At 45.5% G+C, this 18896-nt stretch carries 21 protein-coding genes; 17 read left to right on the top strand and 4 right to left on the bottom strand.

Annotation, left to right across the window (positions count from 1 at the left end):
- Positions 1–79: 79 nt before the first annotated feature.
- A complete protein-coding gene (queG, locus tag EDC63_RS10235; RefSeq protein ID WP_124946763.1) occupies positions 80–1165 on the bottom strand; it encodes a tRNA epoxyqueuosine(34) reductase QueG in 1086 nt (361 codons plus the stop codon).
- On the opposite strand from queG, the gene tsaE reads away from it, so the two are divergent.
- The 9 genes from tsaE to EDC63_RS10190 all read left to right on the top strand — a co-directional run bounded on the left by tsaE (position 1160) and on the right by EDC63_RS10190 (position 7896).
- Positions 1160–1660: a tRNA (adenosine(37)-N6)-threonylcarbamoyltransferase complex ATPase subunit type 1 TsaE gene (gene tsaE / locus EDC63_RS10230; protein WP_124946764.1), complete on the top strand. Its 501-nt coding sequence runs from the start codon at positions 1160–1162 to the stop codon at positions 1658–1660. The genes queG and tsaE overlap by 6 nt on opposite strands.
- The gene (locus tag EDC63_RS10225; RefSeq protein ID WP_124946765.1) at positions 1624–3009 is read left to right on the top strand and encodes an N-acetylmuramoyl-L-alanine amidase; all 1386 of its coding nucleotides are present in this window, start codon (positions 1624–1626) and stop codon (positions 3007–3009) included. The genes tsaE and EDC63_RS10225 overlap by 37 nt, the downstream gene beginning before the upstream one ends.
- An 82-nt stretch (positions 3010–3091) precedes the next feature.
- Complete coding sequence (locus EDC63_RS10220; protein WP_124946766.1) at positions 3092–3520, top strand: ERCC4 domain-containing protein; 429 nt, start codon at positions 3092–3094, stop codon at positions 3518–3520.
- A gap of 60 nt (positions 3521–3580) precedes the next feature.
- Positions 3581–3982 carry a phage holin family protein gene (locus EDC63_RS10215; protein ID WP_124946767.1) on the top strand — a complete coding sequence of 134 codons (402 nt, stop codon included), beginning with the start codon at positions 3581–3583 and terminating at the stop codon, positions 3980–3982.
- Between the two features lie 114 nt (positions 3983–4096).
- Positions 4097–4429: a PepSY domain-containing protein gene (locus tag EDC63_RS10210; protein WP_124946768.1), complete on the top strand. Its 333-nt coding sequence runs from the start codon at positions 4097–4099 to the stop codon at positions 4427–4429.
- Between the two features lie 64 nt (positions 4430–4493).
- Positions 4494–5267, top strand: coding sequence for a COG4705 family protein (locus EDC63_RS10205; protein ID WP_124946769.1), 774 nt, complete (start codon positions 4494–4496; stop codon positions 5265–5267).
- Between the two features lie 48 nt (positions 5268–5315).
- A complete protein-coding gene (locus tag EDC63_RS10200) occupies positions 5316–5903 on the top strand; it encodes a phosphatase PAP2 family protein (RefSeq protein WP_223272287.1) in 588 nt (195 codons plus the stop codon).
- A 26-nt stretch (positions 5904–5929) separates the two neighbouring features.
- On the top strand, positions 5930–6592 hold the full coding sequence (locus tag EDC63_RS10195) for a response regulator (protein ID WP_124946771.1): 663 nt from the start codon (positions 5930–5932) through the stop codon (positions 6590–6592).
- Positions 6589–7896, top strand: coding sequence for an ATP-binding protein (locus tag EDC63_RS10190; protein ID WP_124946772.1), 1308 nt, complete (start codon positions 6589–6591; stop codon positions 7894–7896). The genes EDC63_RS10195 and EDC63_RS10190 overlap by 4 nt, the downstream gene beginning before the upstream one ends.
- Positions 7897–7919: 23 nt before the next feature.
- Here EDC63_RS10190 and EDC63_RS10185 read toward each other — a convergent pair whose 3' ends face one another.
- Complete coding sequence (locus EDC63_RS10185; RefSeq protein ID WP_124946773.1) at positions 7920–8285, bottom strand: hypothetical protein; 366 nt, start codon at positions 8283–8285, stop codon at positions 7920–7922.
- A 93-nt stretch (positions 8286–8378) separates the two neighbouring features.
- Positions 8379–8672 carry a TusE/DsrC/DsvC family sulfur relay protein gene (locus EDC63_RS10180; protein ID WP_124946774.1) on the bottom strand — a complete coding sequence of 98 codons (294 nt, stop codon included), beginning with the start codon at positions 8670–8672 and terminating at the stop codon, positions 8379–8381.
- 401 nt (positions 8673–9073) lie between these two features.
- Between EDC63_RS10180 and EDC63_RS10175 the strand changes: the two genes are divergently transcribed.
- The 4 genes from EDC63_RS10175 to EDC63_RS10160 all read left to right on the top strand — a co-directional run bounded on the left by EDC63_RS10175 (position 9074) and on the right by EDC63_RS10160 (position 13478).
- A complete protein-coding gene (locus tag EDC63_RS10175) occupies positions 9074–9595 on the top strand; it encodes a c-type cytochrome (protein ID WP_124946775.1) in 522 nt (173 codons plus the stop codon).
- Positions 9596–9731: 136 nt separating this feature from the next.
- Positions 9732–11510, top strand: a complete 1779-nt coding sequence (gene mutL, locus EDC63_RS10170) for a DNA mismatch repair endonuclease MutL (RefSeq protein ID WP_124946776.1) — start codon at positions 9732–9734, stop codon at positions 11508–11510.
- Positions 11507–12442: a tRNA (adenosine(37)-N6)-dimethylallyltransferase MiaA gene (miaA, locus tag EDC63_RS10165; RefSeq protein ID WP_189836519.1), complete on the top strand. Its 936-nt coding sequence runs from the start codon at positions 11507–11509 to the stop codon at positions 12440–12442. Before mutL ends, miaA begins: the two co-directional genes overlap by 4 nt.
- 505 nt (positions 12443–12947) lie before the next feature.
- Entirely contained in the window at positions 12948–13478 is a 531-nt protein-coding gene (locus EDC63_RS10160) for a hypothetical protein (protein WP_124946777.1), read from the top strand.
- Positions 13479–13544: 66 nt separating this feature from the next.
- Here EDC63_RS10160 and xseA read toward each other — a convergent pair whose 3' ends face one another.
- Positions 13545–14888, bottom strand: coding sequence for an exodeoxyribonuclease VII large subunit (gene xseA, locus EDC63_RS10155; RefSeq protein ID WP_124946778.1), 1344 nt, complete (start codon positions 14886–14888; stop codon positions 13545–13547).
- A gap of 756 nt (positions 14889–15644) precedes the next feature.
- On the opposite strand from xseA, the gene EDC63_RS10150 reads away from it, so the two are divergent.
- The 4 genes from EDC63_RS10150 to lpxK all read left to right on the top strand — a co-directional run bounded on the left by EDC63_RS10150 (position 15645) and on the right by lpxK (position 18896).
- Positions 15645–16250, top strand: a complete 606-nt coding sequence (locus EDC63_RS10150; RefSeq protein WP_124946779.1) for a MotA/TolQ/ExbB proton channel family protein — start codon at positions 15645–15647, stop codon at positions 16248–16250.
- A 9-nt stretch (positions 16251–16259) separates the two neighbouring features.
- Positions 16260–16682: an ExbD/TolR family protein gene (locus EDC63_RS10145; RefSeq protein ID WP_124946780.1), complete on the top strand. Its 423-nt coding sequence runs from the start codon at positions 16260–16262 to the stop codon at positions 16680–16682.
- Between the two features lie 64 nt (positions 16683–16746).
- On the top strand, positions 16747–17895 hold the full coding sequence (locus EDC63_RS10140) for a glycosyltransferase family protein (RefSeq protein ID WP_124946781.1): 1149 nt from the start codon (positions 16747–16749) through the stop codon (positions 17893–17895).
- A gap of 59 nt (positions 17896–17954) precedes the next feature.
- Positions 17955–18896, top strand: a complete 942-nt coding sequence (gene lpxK, locus EDC63_RS10135) for a tetraacyldisaccharide 4'-kinase (RefSeq protein ID WP_262982231.1) — start codon at positions 17955–17957, stop codon at positions 18894–18896.

Genomic DNA, 18896 nt, shown 5'->3' with positions numbered 1-18896 from the left:
AGATTATATCAGCACGCTTAGGTATTGCGGCGGCTTTCCTGTCTGGTGTGTTGTTTGACTGGAAAGGCAGGTGTTTTACTCAGGTGCTAACCTGATGTTGTGTTAGCGCCCACTTTACGTGCTCTTGAACGAGTTGCGATGGATAGGCTAATCGGGATTCGAGCGCAGCAATCACCGCACCCGATGTGGGTGCGTTTCCCAATCCGACCGCTATATTACGTAACCAGCGTTCATATCCGATTCGGTGAATGGCACTGCCAGCCATGTTTTTGTGAAACAGTTGTTCTGTCCAGCCGAATGCTTGTATAAGCGTGATATTGTCGAGGCCATGCCGCACATGAAAATCGGATTCACCGGTTGTCTGTGCGAATTTGTTCCAGGGGCAGGTTAGCTGACAGTCATCACAACCGTACACCCGATTGCCGATAAGCGGGCGTAGTTCAATGGGAATGCTGCCGTGTAATTCTATGGTCAGATAGGAAATGCAGCGGCGGGCATCTACTTGATAAGGAGCGACTATAGCCTGTGTAGGACAGATGTCTATGCAGGACTGGCAAGTGCCACAGTGGTCAACAATAGGTGGGTCTACTGGCAAGGGAAGGTCTGTAAATATTTCCCCCAGAAAAAACCATGAGCCGTGGTCGCGCGTTAATAATAGTGTGTGCTTACCACGCCAGCCAATGCCGGATTTTTGCGCGAGTGCTACTTCCATGACGGGGGCGCTGTCTGTAAAGACTCTGAAGTGCGCAGCACCTGTTTCAGCCTGAATTTTTTCAGTTAATTGTTGCAACCGTTTGCGCATAACCTTGTGATAGTCTCGCCCCAGTGCATAACGTGAAATAAAAGCGGCATTTCCATCATGCAGTGTTTCCCAGCTATCACGTGCTGCAGGAGGGCGATAATTCAAGCGGGCAGTGATGATTCGAGAGGTGCCGGGCAGTATTTCAGCAGGTCGGCTGCGCTTGGTACCGTGTTTTGCCATATAATCCATATCACCATGGAAACCTTTGGCCAACCAGTTCATCAGCCCTTTTTCAGCAGCATCCAGATTGACATCGCTGATGCCGATTGTCTGGAATCCTAAAGCCTTGCCCCAGCTTTTGATATCAGCGGCAAGTTGATCGAAGTCCACTTCAGGTTTGGAATTAGGTAAAACAGTATGCATAACCCACATGATAACCATCCGACAGAAAAATTAACATGTTTCCTTGCTGATGAAGAAGCAACCGGACAATTAGGCAGCCAGATTGCACAGATTCTGGTACCGGGACTGGTTATTTATCTATCCGGAAATCTGGGGGCAGGCAAGACTGCATTGGTACGATCAGTGCTGCGCGGGTTAGGTTTTCTTGGCAAAGTGAAAAGTCCGACCTATACTTTGGTTGAACTTTATGCTATTTCTAGGTTAAACTTATATCACTTTGATTTATATCGGTTCGTTGATCCACACGAATGGGCGGATGCAGGGTTCCGTGATTATTTTAATTCGGAGGCGGTCTGCTTAGTGGAATGGCCTGAAAAAGCAGGAGATTTACTGCCTCAGGCAGACCTGACCATCAAGATAGAAATTCAAGAGTCGGGCCGGAATGCCGAAATAGTAGCAGGGACAGAAACTGGAAAAGTATGCTTAAAGCGATTGCGAGAAATTATGTCAGTGTAAAAAGTATTGGGCGCACACTTACATCATGTGGTGTGTTGCTGTTGTTTGCCTTTTTTTCTGCTTCTGTCGCATCTGCCGCAATCACCGTAAGTTCCACACGTGTTTGGCCTGCTGCTGAATATACCCGTCTCACCATTGAATCGACTTCGTCTATCCAACATAAATTATTTACTATCAAAAATCCTGATCGGCTGGTACTTGATCTGGAAGATGTTAATCTGGATGCCGCATTAAAAGATCTGGTTTCCAAGGTGTCAGATACAGACCCATACATTAAACAGGTGCGAGTAGGACGTTTTAAACCTGGTGTAGTACGTTTAGTGCTGGATCTTAAAACGGAAGTAAATCCTTCAGTTTTTGTGCTTAAACCTGTTGGGGAATACCAGCATCGACTGGTGCTGGATATCTACCCAACCAAGCCAGCAGATCCGTTGATGGCACTGATAGAAACCCCAAGTGCCAATACGGCTGCAGCAGGTGGCGCAGTTGAAAATACACCAACAACGGTTGCTAAATTGGACTCTGCGACAGAGTCAGGTGCATCAGGAAATACTGAAAATGGACTTGATGTCAATAATGACAAAACGCCAAAAGCAGATCGCAATGGAAAAAAATCTGGCGCGTTAGACGTGATACGGTTGGTCACTATCGCAATTGACGCAGGACATGGTGGTGAAGATCCGGGCGCTCGCGGAAATAGCGGAAGCAAAGAGAAAGACGTTACGCTGGCTATTGCAAAACGCTTGAAAGCAAAAGTGGATGCAGAGCCAAACATGCGTGGCGTATTGATTCGCGATGGAGATTATTTTATTCCACTACAGGGTAGGGTGCTGAAGGCGCGTAAAGTAAGAGCCGATCTTTTCGTATCCATACATGCAGATGCATTTGTTAAACCGGATGCCAGAGGCTCCTCGGTTTTTGCACTATCTGAAAGTGGCGCAACGAGCACAGCTGCTCGCTGGCTAGCAAAAAAAGAAAATGATGCGGATTTGATCGGCGGGGTAAATATTGACGTAAAAGACCCCTACCTTGCCAGAACACTGTTGGATCTTTCTCAGACTGCCACCAATAACGACAGCCTGAAGTTGGGCAGAGCAGTTCTATCTGAATTGGGTGAAATAAATATGCTCCATAAAGGTTCTGTGGAACAAGCAGGTTTTGCTGTGCTTAAATCACCCGATATCCCCTCCATTCTGGTAGAAACTGCGTTTATCAGCAATCCCGAAGAGGAACGTAAGCTATCCGATAGCGCTTACCAGGATAAAATGGCAAACTCCATTCTTACCGGTATAAAAAATTACTTTGGTAAGAACCCTTCCTTATCAAAATCCAGATTGGCAAGAAATTAATTTAATCTGCCTCGCTTGATTCTTGTTGAAGAGTAGAGGAACCTGAAGAGGTTTTAAGCATGCTAGGCAAAGGTAATAATTGATGAATGATGTAGTTAAACCAATCCGGATTAAAATAGATTCCCGAGAGAAAAATACACAGGTAATTAAACATTGGAAGGAATTTTCCGGGAATTTCCCTGGCTTGGAATATGAGTTTGTGGAAATGGAGTTCGGTGACTATGCCATTGGAAACTCCATCATCATTGAGCGCAAATCCAGTACCGATTTCATGTTAAGCGTGATGGATAAACATGTTCTCAATAATGTAGCATCACTCAAAAAAACCTATGAACATGTTATTTATATTGTGGAAGGGGATATCTATACACCGCGTTTCCACTCTGACCCTATTGCATTGCGCAAGGCAATTGCTTACATGACAATAAAAGAACATGTATCTTTTACCCCCAGCCCAGGTCCGCAGAATACCGCCGAGCTTATTTACCTGATGGCACAACTTTCCAGCTAACCGATATTGATACATGTTTCATGTTTGCAGACATAACCAATAAATACAGGAATAAAACCAGTGCTAGATTCATTTCCACTTTTTCTGTTGCATTTGTGCATTACCGCTTTTTCTCTATGGATAGTCAGTTTTATTTTTCATGGGGTCACTTTTTCCACCAAAACATCGCTGTTTGTTTCGGCGTTGTTGTTGGGATTTGCAAATGCAATTGTCAGGCCGGTTCTCATTTTCATGACGTTGCCATTAACCTTGGTAACGTTTGGTTTTTTTCTGCTGGTGATCAACGCGTTGATGATGTTGCTGGTTGCGGCGATGGTGCCCGGCTTTAAAATAACGGGTTTCTGGACTGCATTTTTTGCCAGCATTTTTGTCGCAATCATCAGTTTCTTTATGGGTATGTTGCTGTTCAGTTCCGGTAGCCATCCCTTGGTAATGCCCACGCATGGTGGCATTTACATATAATTCTGCAATATCAGATAACTGCTTATTTCTCGCAGGTCGCTAATTCTCCCCTAATTCTAGATCGCTATCCTTATTACTACGTGAATATCCGCGTAATTTTAAGGAGCGATTATCATGAAACACATAGTTAAACTTGTAGTTCTTTCTGTTCTGTCTGCCGCAGCCATTGGCACCGCCTTTGCGGCTAAATCCCTTGAAAACGATGCGCTGGCTGTCACAGCAGCAAAAGTCAGTATTACGCAAGCTATTGCAGCCGCAGAGCAGCATGTGGGTGGAAAAGCTTCCCGTGCAGAATATGAGCGTGCCAAAGGGCAGTACGTTTTCGATATTGAAGTGGTAAAAGACAAAAATGTCATGGATGTGGAAGTTGACCCAACGAGTGGCAAAGTGATTGCGGCTGTGGAAGATAAGAACGATCACGATGATCATCACGATCGGGCAGACTAATTCTTACAGAAGTATTTATGCCAGAGCTGCAGCTCTGGCTTTCTAAACTCACAGGAGAGTGTAAATGAGTTCACTTACACGTGAAGATGTAAAGTTGATGCTGAATAAGGTGCCAGAGGTGACGCTTTATTTTTGGTTCATTAAAATCATGGCTACAACAGTTGGTGAAACCGCAGCTGATTTTCTTAATTTCAATTTACATTTTGGACTTACTGGAACGTCAGTTCTCATGGGGGTGTCGCTGGCAGGTTTCCTGTTTATTCAAATGCGATCCCAAAAGTACGTACCGTGGATGTACTGGATGGTCGTCGTACTGATCAGCATAGTGGGAACGCTGATAACTGATAATCTGGTGGATAATTTTGGCGTTTCGCTGGAAACAACGACAATTGTTTTTAGTCTTGCATTGCTGGCGACTTTTATCTTCTGGTATGTGAGCGAGAAAACACTGTCTATCCATACTATTTATTCAACTAAGCGTGAATGGTTTTATTGGGCGACGATCCTGTTCACTTTTGCTCTGGGTACTGCTGCTGGAGATCTTGCTGCAGAAGGACTGAAGCTGGGTTATGCCAACTCAACTTTCATGTTTGGCGCAATGATTGCTTTCGTGACACTCTTTTATTACGCATTCAAGGCAAATGCTGTTTTGGCATTCTGGATTGCTTATATCCTGACACGCCCACTCGGTGCATCATTTGGTGATTACTTGTCGCAACCTGCAGCAAATGGTGGTATTGGATTGGGAACAATTGTTACCAGCATTTTATTCCTTGCCGCTATCCTGGGAATGGTGACTTATTTAAGCTTCAGTAAGAAGGCTGCAGGTAAGGTGTGAAAAAGGCGAATAGATGATGAAACTAATCGAGAGCCTGTAATGGAACACGTGAACCAATCCCTTTTTTTGCTGATCAACGCCGCCCCTGGTGCGTCAGGGTTTATGGTTAATTTAGCTGTTTTTATTGCAGAAAGTCTGATTTGGATTGTTCCTGCCGGGTTGAAAATAGTGTGGTTGCGAAGCGCAAATCTGGCGCGACATGCACTGGTAGCTGCAACGGTGGCAGGCTTGTTCGCACTGTTGGTCAATCAGGTTATCGGATTATACTGGTATCACCCCAGACCTTTTGAGGCTGGGATTGGTCTTACACTTATTCCGCATGTCATGGATAGTTCGTTTCCCAGTGATCATTTGACACTGATTTGGGCGGTTGCTATTAGTCTGTTGCTGAATAAGCAATTCCGGCTTACAGGTTGGGTATTGTTTTTACTGGGTGTGCCCGTGGCCTGGGCGCGCATTTATCTGGGGGTGCATTTCCCGCTTGATATTCTGGGCGCTGTGTTGGTAGCATGGGGTAGTGCCTGGATAGTCAAGCGTAAAGAGCATCGATTGATTCCACCTTTAATGAGTTTGATATTGCCGCTATACCGGATTTTATTTTCCGGTTTTATCCGAAGGGGCTGGGTGAGACAATGAAGTGCACAGTTAGTTGAGAGAGCCAGATGCGTATCCTGCTTGTTGAAGATGATCAAATGATTGGTGAAGCCGTATCCGTTGCTCTTAAAGATGCCGCTTATGCGGTGGACTGGGTAAGAGATGGCGAATCAGCTGAAAGCGTCCTTCGTACAGGGGAGCATCAGGCCGTGCTGCTTGATTTGGGGTTGCCTGAACGGGATGGGTTGGAAGTGTTGCGTCACCTGCGTCTAGCTGGTAATGCGGTTCCGGTGATAGTGATCACGGCACGTGACGGGGTTGAAGACCGCATCAAAGGATTGGATTTTGGCGCAGATGACTATCTGGTAAAACCTTTTGATATTAATGAACTGCTCGCAAGGTTAAGGGCGATAACTCGTCGCCAGGGCGGACAGTCTGCGCCAGTGTTAAGTAATGGTGTTGTAGAACTTGACCCCGCAACACACGAAGCACGTTGTGGTGAAGTGGTGGAGGTGTTAAGTGCGCGGGAGTATTCGCTTCTGCATGCCTTGTTGTTGCGCCCAGGGTCAATTTTTGCAAGAACTGAGCTAGAGGAACGGATATACGGCTGGAATGAAGAGGTAGAAAGTAATGCAGTAGATTTTTTAATTCATGGCGTGCGCAAGAAACTTGGGGCTGATGTTATCAAAAATGTGCGCGGTGCAGGTTGGATGGTGAAAAAAGCCTTATGAAAAGGTCTTTGCAGAGACATCTGTCGCTTATGTTAGGTAGTGCAATCCTGCTGACTGGTTTGATCGCAGCGACTGCTTCTTTTTTTCTTGCCTACTCTGAGGCAAAGGAATTTCAGGATGACATGCTTAGACAGATAGCAATGCTAAATCAGAGTATTACCGCCGATACGCGGTTGCAGAATCAGCAGAAAATTGCCAGTGAAATTCTGCTGAGTGATCCAGAGTCTCGCGTTGTGGTTATCCATATTCCTGGAGATCGTCGTCCCGATTGGCTTGCTGCTAACCTGTCATCGGGATTTCATACCCTGAGCACTACTTCGGAACAGCTTCGTGTGTATGTTCGTGATTCATCCACCGGAAAACGTACCGTTGTCGCACAACCTACCGATGCGCGTAATGAGATCGCGATTGACAGTGCTTTGCGCACGCTGATTCCTTTGTTGTTATTACTTCCGCTACTTGTGTGGCTTGTTGTATGGATTGTGCGAACTGAACTTGCGCCTATAACCCGGCTTTCCAGGAGCCTGGATGAGCAATCGGCAGATCGGCCTCAGCCGATAGATGATAATAGCCTGCCGAGTGAGATCACCCCTTTTGTGCATGCCATTAATCGATTGCTGGACAGGGTAAATAATTTGATGGGAAATCAGAGGCGTTTTATTGCAGATGCAGCACATGAGCTTCGTAGTCCGCTCACTGCATTATCAATTCAGGCGCAGAATTTGGTTAAAACTGGATCGCTGAATGAAATGCGTGAGCGTGTAGCGCCACTTCAGGAGGGTATCGAGCGCGCGCGACAACTGACTGAGCAACTGCTGAACCTGGCCAGAACCCAGGCTGGTATTCCAGGGGAGAACAAGATTAATGTATCGGAAGTTGCCCGTGAACTGATTGTAGAACATTTGCCATTTGCTGAAGCAAAGCATATCGACCTTGGGCTGGAAGAAATGGCGCCATTGTCTATAACCGGTGCGCCGGACGCTCTCCGGTTGATGCTAAAGAATGCTCTGGAAAATGCGCTTAAGTACACGCATGAGGATGGTGAGGTGACACTTCGGTTGTTGTCTGACAATGGATGCCCCGTGATAGAAGTTGTAGATAACGGTCCTGGAATTCCAGTATCAGAGCGCGAACGAGTGTTTGATTCCTTTTACCGAATAACTGGTACATCAGGGGAAGGTAATGGTCTGGGACTTGCGATCGCATGGGAAGCTGCGGTTCGCTTGGGAGGTAACTTGAGTTTACATGAGAGAAAGGGAGGTAACGGCCTTGTATTTCGTTATGCACACCGTTGCGCAAAATGAATGGTTTGTTTCGGAATGAATGCTTAGGACTGCTTTCCCCATTCATGACGCCCAATCCTGAGTAGCTTGTAATTGCGGATCATGATGATGGTTTTTTTGATTACCGGGATATCTATAATCGGAAGGTTAAGTCCAACAGTTAATTTGTAAATGCTGTCAGATGATTCTTGAATTTCCATGAACTGCAGGCCGGTATCCTGATCTCTGTTTTGATAGTAGTGCTGGAGTGTTGTAATGCTCGTGTCCCATATAACTGGACGTTTCTGGAAATTGCTAGTGAAGCGGAGAGATACTTGTGTATCTGGGAGCGTTGAAGTGCAAATGTAATCTGATTTTTGTTCAGCAAGTTCTTGTAAAAATACGATGACTTGCGGATTTATTTCTGGCATGGAGAATTACATATTTACAGATTGAATCAATGCCCATCAGGATGACAGATTCATCCTGATGGGCATTGACCGGTAAAGCAGACCAATGGCCGGTTATACGCAACCGGTTGGTTTTGGCAGACCACCGTATTTGGTGATTGGCTTCATTGGGCCAGTCATCCATACGTTAAAAATAACTTTTTGATCTTCACCTAAAAATTTTGCAAATTTACGAATTGGAGGAACAACGCTTTCTTCTTCGTAAAACTCGCGTGCTTTCAAAATGTGGTTCCATTTGACATCATCAAGCTCATAGCCATCTGCTTCGGCCATAGCGCGGCCAATTTCTGGTGTCCAATCGTTCATATCTTTGAGGTAACCGTCACCGTCGCGATCTGGTAGTTCCATAATCAAACCTTCCTAAATTGTTGTATAAAACGTTTACGCTTCACTATATCCGAGTGAATTACTCGGATATTAAACAATAACTGCGCTTCTGAGTCAAGTTTTGTCGATGGATAATTTTAGGTTGTGCAGGCATGAATCGCTCTGTACAAGGGTGTCTGAAAGGGAAAGAGCAATTTAATTGTTACCTGTTTTGAACTAAATCAGATTCTGTGTTTCCAACAAACGTAAAAATTATTCGTAGTGTTAATTTGTGTTTGTAACTGATTGCTCCAGACGCCGAATATTGTGGGAGTTAAATGTCTCTGAAATTGATTTATGGCGTTGAAATGCTGTAATAATTTTGCGTATTCGCTGAAATATATCTAATATCACCCCCCTGTAGGTTTGTTTGACTGTTTTTAATGGAAATTGAAATGCCCAGTTTTGATAGCGCGCAAGCGCGTAAAAAAAGTATTTTCCCGATTATGACTTCACGATTTCTGGTTTTAAGTTTTGTATGTCTTGCATTAACAGCATGTAGCGGTGAAGAGGCTGATACTCATGCTGGCCAGCCAGTAACAAAAAGAAAACTAGTGTTCAAAGAAATCCTTCGAACATTTGAACCAATGGGGTTAACTGTGCGAGGTCGAGCGGCTTACGATAAACAACAGTTTTTGGAACAGGCTGCTGCATTGGAAGCGCTAACCAATAAACCTTGGCAGTATTTTACGCCTGACAGTAATTATTCTCCAACCAGAGCAAAGCCTGATATTTGGCAAAAGCCTGAAGAGTTTAAGCAGGCGCAGCAGAAATTCATTAAAGCCAGCGAGCAACTCACGCAGTCTGCTAAAGGCGATAATCTGGAAGCTATTCGCAAGTCTTATGATGCTGTCGAAGAGAGCTGTAAATCTTGTCACCATGATTTTAGAGGACCAAAGCGCTAGTTTTAAAGCGTATCCCGGTTTGCTTTTCCATCTTTTAGGTACAGGTGGTAAAGAGGGTGAGAATGGCCGAAGGGGAAATCCCTGTCTGAAACAGGTATAATTTTAAAAAATTACTACTTTGGCCAATCGCCTGTTTATGTCATCCATTCATGTTTTATCCGATCTTCTGATCAATCAGATCGCCGCCGGCGAGGTAGTAGAACGTCCCGCCTCAGCCCTCAAGGAATTGCTGGAAAATAGTCTGGACTCTGGCGCAACAGAGATCGAGGTGCGATTAATGCAGGGCGGTATCAAGCTCTTGCAAGTCGCAGACAACGGTGGCGGTATTGCCCGTGATGAACTTCCTTTGGCGGTTGCGCGACACGCCACCAGTAAAATTAATTCGCTGGAAGATCTTGAACAGGTGGGTAGCCTTGGTTTTCGGGGTGAGGCCTTAGCCAGTATTGCTGCTGTATCACGTTTGACATTGACCAGCCGCCAGGCCAGTGAAAAACATGCCTGGCAAATATTTCTGGAAAGTGGGGCGATGTCAGAGCCTCAACCTGCTGCTCTTGCTGCAGGTACTACGATCGAAGTGAATGATCTGTATTTTAATACCCCTGCCCGGCGCAAATTTCTCAAAACTGAAGCAACAGAGTTTGCTCACTGCGATGAAATGTTTAAACGCATTGCGCTGTCCCGGCCTGAAACAGCCTTTACCTTGATGCATAATGGCAAGGCGCAGCGAGCCTTGCGCAGCGCGCAAGGGAATCCAAGGCAGCGAATTGCAGCCATCCTTGGGGATGAATTTGCACAGGCTTCTGTTGTGGTGGATGAGCAATCCAGTGGTTTGAGATTATGGGGGCTGGCTGGCCTTCCTACTTACTCCAAGGGTACACGCGACGCTCAATATGTCTTTGTAAACGGTAGATTTGTTCGGGATAAACTGATTTCCCATGCATTGCGCGAGTCCTATCAAGATGTACTTCACCATGGACGGCATCCCGCATTTGTGTTGTTTCTTGAATTGGACCCGCAGGGGGTGGATGTAAACGTCCATCCGACCAAAATTGAAGTGCGTTTCCGCGATGGAAGGGCGATTCACCAATTTCTTTATCATGCTTTGAACAAGTCGCTGGCAGGGTCAAAAGCCGGTGAGGTAGCAATGCCTATAAACCATGAAACAGCCGTATCCCGGCCCTATGCGCCACAACCGCCAGTTTTTACACATCAGACACAAATGGGATTAGGGGTTGCCCAGCCCCAGGGCTTTTACCAGACAATGTTTGGTAATAATTCGTCAGTAAAATCTGTTGCGGTTGCCGGTGAGACAATTCAGTATGAACAGGAAATTCCCCCGCTCGGATTTGCGCTGGGACAATTGCATGGTATCTATATTCTGGCGCAAAACGTCAAAGGGCTGATTGTGGTGGATATGCACGCTGCCCATGAACGGGTAGTGTATGAACAGCTTAAAACAGCTTTGGATGCCCATGCAATCGCGGCGCAGCCGTTGCTGATCCCGGTGACATTCAATGCCGATAAACTGGATGTGGTAACCGTTGAAGAGAATGCGGATACGCTAACAGAATTAGGTTTTGATATGGCAGCACTTTCTCCTGTTGCCCTTGCTGTACGCGCAGTACCGGCAATGCTCAAGGATGCAGATGCGGCGCAGCTTGCCCGTGATGTGCTGAAAGATATTCGCGAGTTCGGAGCGAGCCGCGTTTTAACCGAGCGACGAAACGAACTACTTTCTACCATGGCGTGCCATGGATCGGTGCGCGCTAATCGTACATTGACCATTCCGGAAATGAATGCCCTTTTAAGGGAAATGGAAGTCACTGAACGCTCTGGTCAATGTAACCACGGTCGTCCAACCTGGTTCCAATTGACGGTATCCGAGCTTGATAAAATGTTTATGCGTGGACAATGAGTATTAGCCAGCCCCCGGCTATATTTCTGATGGGTCCGACCGCCAGCGGTAAAACCGGTGTTGCCGTTGAGTTGATGCAGCATCTGCCGGTAGAAATTATCAGTGTGGATTCGGCCCTCGTATACCGTCATATGGATATTGGTACAGCCAAGCCAGAAGCGGACATTCTGAAAGTGGCCCCCCATCACCTTATTGACATAATTGACCCGACGCAAAGTTACTCTGCTGCACAGTTTAGAACCGATGCCCTTGCTCTGATGGCGGATATTACCTCACGGGGTAAAATTCCTTTGCTAGTTGGTGGAACCATGCTTTATTTCAAGACGCTACAGCATGGTTTAAGCGATTTGCCAAAGGCGGATTTGCGACTGCGTAACGAGATTGGTGAACGGGCAAGGCAGAACGGTTGGCCTGCATTGCATGCCGAACTGGCCCGTCTCGATCCGGAAACAGCGCAGCGCCTGAACCCAATGGATAGTCAGCGCGTCCAGCGCGCGCTGGAAGTGTGTTATTTGTCCGGAGAACCCATGTCGGTGTTATTTGGCCGACAAAATACCTCATCCTTTCCTTATCAGGTTTTCAATATAGCACTGTTGCCAAATGATCGCTCTCAGTTACATCAACGGATTGAGCAGCGTTTTGATGTGATGCTGTCACAAGGTGTCATTGATGAAGTGCGATGGTTGAGAGAAAATTATAATTTGTCTCTGGCTATTCCCTCTATGCGCTGCGTCGGGTATCGCCAGGTCTGGCAGTATCTGGATGGGGAGTTTGATTATGATACCATGCGCGAAAAGGGCATTATCGCCACACGACAGTTAGCCAAACGTCAGTTAACGTGGTTACGCTCCACTCCTGACCTTCAGTCTTTTGAATGTATGGATGACAAGTTGGCAAGCAACGTAGTGTCTTACTTGAAGCCTTTCTTTTAGGGATTTTGTCTCGACCTGAGGTGTATCGGGTGCCAAAAATTAGTCGTCACTGCTGAATTATCGTCAATCCGCCAGCGCCATGTTGTATTGCCTGTGTGTTTGGGTTTCTTGCTCATATTTATGTTGTAGCTTCATGTTTTTAAATAATTTTTTATTAACTGCTATTTAACTGCAAAATGAACCATTCTACTTCGCGTTAAGAATCAGTAATGGTTAAAAAGGCTTAAAAGTGTCATTTATAGCTGTATTTGGATCTGGCACGATTGGCTGACACAATGTGACGATAATTGTCAATTTAATAATGGTTAATTTGACAGCCAAAAATCATAATCCCTTTAAAATAGCGGTATTGCGGGCTTTATTTGAATTCTGGTACGAAGATTGCTTTTAGTTCATGTATGGCGTGGTAAGAAATCAGCACTAACTTACTGCAAAAATTAATTACTTACAAAAGGAAGATGGAGTTGCAGGCAGCAACTCGCAATATTGAAGGGGAAGCTAACCCATGGTCACACTACGTAACTATGCAAAGTATTTTGCTGCAATCACCGCTATTGTACTCTCAAGCATACCGCAGGCACATTCTGAAACTATCGATGGCACCGCATTTTATCAAGCCAGCGAGCATATCATTACTGACATTATTGCTTCACAGGATGTTTCCGGTTCAAGCATCGAAGTAATTGGTAATCTGGTTCAGAAGATCGATTCCTTTGCTACTGAAAATAAGGTAACCGCTGAAAAAATCGTTCAAGCATCACTAAACGATGAAGCTGTAGCAACGAAAGCGCAGAGCCTTGAATCTCCTCGGGATAAATCCTTTATTATTAGCTCAGAAGCACAAATGTCTTGCCGACTACCAGGTCTGGTCAAGGATGCAACCAACTTTAAACGAGTAACCGATCATGAATGTTTATGTGAGCTTTACAAGCGGTCTCCTGCTGCTGGCAACGCTGGTGCAACTGAAGGTGATTTACATTGGTTCACTCAATGTAAAAAAGCACGGTATAAAGTGAGTTTTTATCAGGCGAGATAACGCTGAGTTGTGAATGGTTTTCCTGAGTTTAAATGAATAAACTCAGGAAAACGCAGGATAAGTCAGCTAAGAATTTTTTTCTGTTACTTCACTTGTTAATGAACCTTTTGCCAGTGTGATTTTGAGTATGTCTCCCAAATTTACTTCAGTACTGCTTCGAACGATATTCCCTGATGCTGTTTGAGTGATACTGTAGCCCCTGTCCAGGACGGATTGCGGATTAAGGTGCAGTAAATTGGCCGTAAGTCGCTGCAAGGTGTGGTTTGTGCTTTCCAGTTGTTGTGTCATGGTTTGCTGCAAACGATGAGTAAGGTTTTTTTGAAACGTCAATTTACTCTCAATATCAGGGCGTTTCGTCAGCAATCGTTGTTCAATCTGTTTTAATTCCCATGATGTATTGTTTAACTGGCGGTTAAATGCATTTTGCAGATATTGTTGCAGATGCTGTAATTGCGTCTGCCGGTTATTCAACCGTTCGCTTGGAGTAACAAGTCGGCGTGAAATATGATCAAGATGCTGCATGCGTACTTCCAGCACTCGTCCCATCATGCGATAAAGGCGCATGTTGGTTGTTTCCAGTTTTTGAAGTAGTTCCAGCCGGTTTGGGGCAACTAATTCAGCAGCAGCAGTTGGGGTAGGTGCGCGCTCATCTGCAACAAAATCTGCGATCGTTATATCGGTTTCATGTCCGACCCCACAAACGATAGGGATAGCCGACTCAAAGATTGCTCTTGCCACAACTTCCTGATTAAATTGCCATAAGTCCTCAATGCTGCCACCACCGCGGCACAGAATCAGTACGTCACATTCATTGCGTTGCGCTGCGATATGAATAGCATCTGCAATACGTTGTGCAGCGCCTTCCCCCTGTACTGGTGTGTGATAGATAACAACGGGTATTCCTGGCATTCTTCTTCGAAGAGTAGTGAGCACGTCACGCAGCGCTGCTGCATCTTTAGAAGTGATAACGCCAATCTGACCGGGGATGGCTGGTAACGGTTTTTTATGCTCCGCATCAAACAATCCTTCTTGCGATAAGCGCGACTTAAGCTTTTCAAATGCTTCGAACAGTGCACCTAGCCCGGATCGGCGCATCGCTTCCGCATTCAGCTGAAAATCGCCGCGAGGCTCATACAGCGTGACCAATGAGCGAATTTCTACCTGCATGCCGTTTTCTGGCGCCCAGTCCATATACTGATTCTTGTGCCGGAACATGACGCACTTTACTTGTGCTTTGTCATCCTTCAGAGAAAAGTACCAGTGGCCTGAAGCGGCCCGAGTCAAATTTGAGATTTCGCCTGCCACCCAGATTAGGGGGATTGCTCTTTCTAAAGCCTGTCTGGCGCTACGGTTAAGCTCACTTACCGTAATTACTTCATTTTCAAGGGCTAAATTAGGCGTTGAATGCATTGCGAAATTCTATCATTAATATCAACTGATGAATAAATATTAGAAAAATTGGTGTTTTTTTGGTGAAATATTTGTAATGAAATATAACCAATTGTTATTTAATGAATAAATATGTGATTAAGATATGAACAAAGTATAAAAATGTCCATTCTGACATTAACTTAGCATATGAATTGATGATTTATTCACAGAGTTATCCACAGATTGTGTGGAGAAGCTATTGAACGCGCTGTGCTGAAAGTACTTTTTCATCCCAACTGGCAAAAGGTAGTTTTGTACTAATGTGACAAAATTGACCCGGCAGTGGGTCTAAATATATGCTGATGATATATTTTATTGACATAATGAATATCCTTGACATATGATGATGTCTTTATTGCTTCAGCATGTTCTGGTTAAGAAGCATTTTAGATGCAGCGTATTGAACTGTTTGGCTGGCTAGTTTGCTGTTTGGTCGGACGGTTTAAGTAGCGATTTTTTTGTAGTGTCAGGTGTTTTGTTTAGTGTAAATCATTATTCATTGCCCTGTGTTGTTTCTGTGTTGAGTATGTTCGGTTAAGTTCCGCTTTGCCCCAGGTGTTCATCCTCCTGGGGCTTTTTTTCGTCCTGAGGCCGGAAGTGGAAATTTTGAACTGTAGTATTCATGCACTTTGCAGTAATATTACGAGAGTTGTTATCCGGACTTGCTGAATTTAGCGCATCAAGCTAAAGTTAGGAAATTTTATCAAGCGTGGCTGCGTCTTCAGGAGGATGTGCGTGAAGGAAATTATTCAAGCTGCTGGTTGGCCAATCTGGCCAATTATTTTTGCATCGCTAATCTCGTTAACGATCATTGTGTTTCGTTTCTTATGGATGCGTCCGAGTCAAGTTGCCCCGGCTACTTTGCTCAATGCTGTGATACAGGAATACAAGCAAAAAAATGTGTCGGTTGAAATGCTGAACCAGTTGGCAAAAGGGCCGTTATTGGGACGTATTTTTGCGGCTGGACTTAGAAACGTGAAAAGTTCACGTGAAGTCATGAAGGAATCCATTGAGGAATCTGGTCGCGCTGCTGCCCATGAATTAGAGCGCTTCTTAACCACACTGGGTACAATTGCATCAATAAGCCCATTGCTGGGTTTGTTTGGTACGGTTGTAGGGATGATCGAGATTTTTGGCTCGCAAACACCCACTGGCAGTTCGCCAGCAATTTTAGCGCATGGTATTTCTGTAGCGCTTTACAATACTGCTTTTGGTCTCATGGTTGCTATCCCGAGCATGATTTTCTATCGGTATTTCCGCTCACAAATTGAGAGTGTCATTGTGGATATGGAACAGCAAGCGATCAAGCTGGTGGAAATTATTCATGGCGAGCGTAAATAGGGTCAGGCGATGAATTTTCAGCGTGGGAAGCAAAGAGAAGAGCCAGAGATTAATCTGATTGCTCTGATAGACGTGTTATTGGTAATTCTGATTTTTTTGATGATTACTACCAGCTATACCAAAATGTCAGAGTTGCAGATTAATTTGCCACAGGCGCAGGCAGACAAATCAGTGGAAAAACCCTCTGTGATCAATGTATCTGTTGATGCTTCCAGTCATTTTGTGGTGAATAGCACACCTGTTGTATTCAGTGGCGTAGAGGCTTTCAGCGTTGAGCTTCGCCGTGCTGCAGGCGATCAAGTCGAGCCGACAGTGGTGATTAATGCAGATGCCAACACGCCGCACCAATCCGTCATTAATATCATGGAAGCTTCGCGCCTTGCGGGGTTTAGTCGTGTTACTTTTGCCACACAGGCAGGTCCTACGAAGTAAGGTCTTCTTATGCGTGAGCAGTTTTGCGTTAATGCAACCTGCTCATTTCAAATTCTGGTAATGAATGGCCTACTCTATTTTTGATCCCTACGGTTCATTTCTTCCGTCGCTTTGGTATCACGGGTTGCGCGAACGGTTGCACGGAAATGCATCCAGCGCAAATGCACGTTGGGGTGGGGTGCGGTTGCCACCGACCACAGGCAAAGTAATCTGGGTGTTGACTGGGAAAAGCAGGGAAAGTGTCAGGTTGGGCGTTGAACTGCTGCGTGCTATCAGGGAAAAACGACTGGATGTTCGGTTGGTTTTAACTTTTGAAGCCGAATTCCCTGAGTTGCTCACGAACCTTGAAAACCTGAAAAAAACAGGCCACGGATATGGACCTTGTGATCATCCTTTTGCGGTTAAACGCATTTTAGGACGGTTTTCTCCCTTTGGTGTGATTTTTGCTGGTATCACTCCCAGAAAAAATTTAATGCAGGCTTTAGAATCATGCACCCACAAACTGGTGGTGGCTGCAGAAGCACCCGCTGAGCCAGTTTCATTTGAGCAGATATTTCCGGCAAGCGAATATCAGTCAAACTCCTGGAAAACACAGCCGCAAGCACCTATTGTTGATTTTCAAGCCTTGATAACTGAGGCGCAGGTTGATCCTAATTTTGTTTCACTGGTCAATGATGGCGCAGATCGCCACCTATGGTGGCTGCATAGTGATGACATTGAATTTGTTACAGCATTTTTCGGCAGGTTTCGTGCGCAGTTTCCTGATGCCATATTGTTTGTGAGTGGTATTGCTGCACAAGCAGAGCAAAATACTGAATCGTCTCAAAGATTGAAAATAAGCCATTGGCAGCGTACAAAAATTGGCAGCGGTACAATGGTGATGGTTGATGAACAGAAATGGTTGCCAGCCATTTCAGCGGCTGTAAGCGCTGTTCATTTGCAGGGAATGGCTTTGTCCGTATTGTGGCAGGCGATGGCAGGAGGGTGCGCTGTGAGTTGCGAGGATAATACTTTTCTTCCCAAGTCTGACATGGCGCAATCTGTTTCGATGATTGCTGAAACAGGAGCTATTTTGCATCGCTGGAAGGAGTATTGTGAAAACCCAATTCTGGCGCGGGGGCGAAGCGATCTTGCCCGAAAATGGTTTTGGCAGGAGCGTCGGCTCGCTGCAGAAGTTAATGAGGCGTTGTTACAGCGCATTTTTGAATGGTGATTGTGGAAAACTGGATACAAAAGCAGTGGTATAAATGGTCGTTTTGGCAGCTGCTGCTCATGCCGTTCAGTCTTGTTTTCTGGCTTTTGTCGGGACTTCGGCGTGTGATGTACCGAGTAAAGTTATTACGTAGCTATCGGGTGCCTGTTCCTGTGATTGTAGTAGGGAACATCAGCGTGGGCGGAACAGGTAAAACACCTTGCGTGTTGTGGTTAGTAAAATACTTGCAGCAGCAGGGATGGCAGCCTGGCATTATTAGCCGAGGTTACGGCGGGCATGTAACCCGGCCGCTGGCGGTGATGCCTCAAGGTAACCCCGTTGAGCTTGGAGATGAGCCGGTTTTACTAGCCAGACGCAGTGGCTGCCCTGTATGGGTGGGCAGAGATCGTGTGGCGGCAGCGCAGGCTTTACTCGAATCTCATCCTGACTGTAATGTGTTGGTGAGTGATGACGGGTTGCAACACTATCGACTTGTGCGAGATGTTGAACTGGCTGTCGTGGATGGCGCGCGACTCTTTGGCAATCGTATGTTGCTGCCTTCTGGCCCTTTACGCGAAAGTGTCAGTCGCTTGAATACAGTCGATGCAGTGGTAGTGAATCAAAGTGAAACTGCAACAGGCCAGATTGCCACGAATGGGCAAGAATTCAGTATGCAACTTCAGGGACAGGTGCTTTATAATTTATCTCATCCTGCCGAGCAAATAGACGTGAAATCCTTGCAGGGTAAACAGTTGCATGCCGTTGCTGGAATTGGCTACCCTGAACGGTTTTTTACCCATTTAAGGCAATTAGGACTGCTTTTTGAAGCACACTCTTTTCCGGATCATTATGTTTATGAGAAGGATGATTTGTGTTTTCAGAATAGTGATGCCATTCTGATGACAGAAAAAGATGCGGTAAAATGTGCCGGGCTGGGGTTGGAAAACGCATGGGTTCTGGCTGTGGATGCAATTATTGATCCCGCCTTGGGTGTTAAAATAATCGAGAAGTTAAGGAAATAA

It is taken from the genome of Sulfurirhabdus autotrophica (genome assembly GCF_004346685.1).
Taxonomy (GTDB): Bacteria; Pseudomonadota; Gammaproteobacteria; order Burkholderiales; family SMCO01; genus Sulfurirhabdus; species Sulfurirhabdus autotrophica.
This window is presented reverse-complemented; position numbering and strand designations above follow the sequence as displayed.

What these genes read in the sequence shown, in the direction of transcription:
- tsaE (WP_124946764.1), top strand. Translation starts at nt 1,160, where the DNA reads ATGCATAACCCACATGATAACCATCCGACAGAAAAATTAACATGTTTC.
- queG (WP_124946763.1), bottom strand. Translation starts at nt 1,165, where the DNA reads ATGCATACTGTTTTACCTAATTCCAAACCTGAAGTGGACTTCGATCAA.
- EDC63_RS10225 (WP_124946765.1), top strand. Translation starts at nt 1,624, where the DNA reads ATGCTTAAAGCGATTGCGAGAAATTATGTCAGTGTAAAAAGTATTGGG.
- EDC63_RS10220 (WP_124946766.1), top strand. Translation starts at nt 3,092, where the DNA reads ATGAATGATGTAGTTAAACCAATCCGGATTAAAATAGATTCCCGAGAG.
- EDC63_RS10210 (WP_124946768.1), top strand. Translation starts at nt 4,097, where the DNA reads ATGAAACACATAGTTAAACTTGTAGTTCTTTCTGTTCTGTCTGCCGCA.
- EDC63_RS10205 (WP_124946769.1), top strand. Translation starts at nt 4,494, where the DNA reads ATGAGTTCACTTACACGTGAAGATGTAAAGTTGATGCTGAATAAGGTG.
- EDC63_RS10195 (WP_124946771.1), top strand. Translation starts at nt 5,930, where the DNA reads ATGCGTATCCTGCTTGTTGAAGATGATCAAATGATTGGTGAAGCCGTA.
- EDC63_RS10190 (WP_124946772.1), top strand. Translation starts at nt 6,589, where the DNA reads ATGAAAAGGTCTTTGCAGAGACATCTGTCGCTTATGTTAGGTAGTGCA.
- EDC63_RS10185 (WP_124946773.1), bottom strand. Translation starts at nt 8,285, where the DNA reads ATGCCAGAAATAAATCCGCAAGTCATCGTATTTTTACAAGAACTTGCT.
- EDC63_RS10180 (WP_124946774.1), bottom strand. Translation starts at nt 8,672, where the DNA reads ATGGAACTACCAGATCGCGACGGTGACGGTTACCTCAAAGATATGAAC.
- EDC63_RS10175 (WP_124946775.1), top strand. Translation starts at nt 9,074, where the DNA reads ATGGAAATTGAAATGCCCAGTTTTGATAGCGCGCAAGCGCGTAAAAAA.
- mutL (WP_124946776.1), top strand. Translation starts at nt 9,732, where the DNA reads ATGTCATCCATTCATGTTTTATCCGATCTTCTGATCAATCAGATCGCC.
- miaA (WP_189836519.1), top strand. Translation starts at nt 11,507, where the DNA reads ATGAGTATTAGCCAGCCCCCGGCTATATTTCTGATGGGTCCGACCGCC.
- EDC63_RS10160 (WP_124946777.1), top strand. Translation starts at nt 12,948, where the DNA reads ATGGTCACACTACGTAACTATGCAAAGTATTTTGCTGCAATCACCGCT.
- xseA (WP_124946778.1), bottom strand. Translation starts at nt 14,888, where the DNA reads ATGCATTCAACGCCTAATTTAGCCCTTGAAAATGAAGTAATTACGGTA.
- EDC63_RS10145 (WP_124946780.1), top strand. Translation starts at nt 16,260, where the DNA reads ATGAATTTTCAGCGTGGGAAGCAAAGAGAAGAGCCAGAGATTAATCTG.
- EDC63_RS10140 (WP_124946781.1), top strand. Translation starts at nt 16,747, where the DNA reads ATGGCCTACTCTATTTTTGATCCCTACGGTTCATTTCTTCCGTCGCTT.
- lpxK (WP_262982231.1), top strand. Translation starts at nt 17,955, where the DNA reads ATGCCGTTCAGTCTTGTTTTCTGGCTTTTGTCGGGACTTCGGCGTGTG.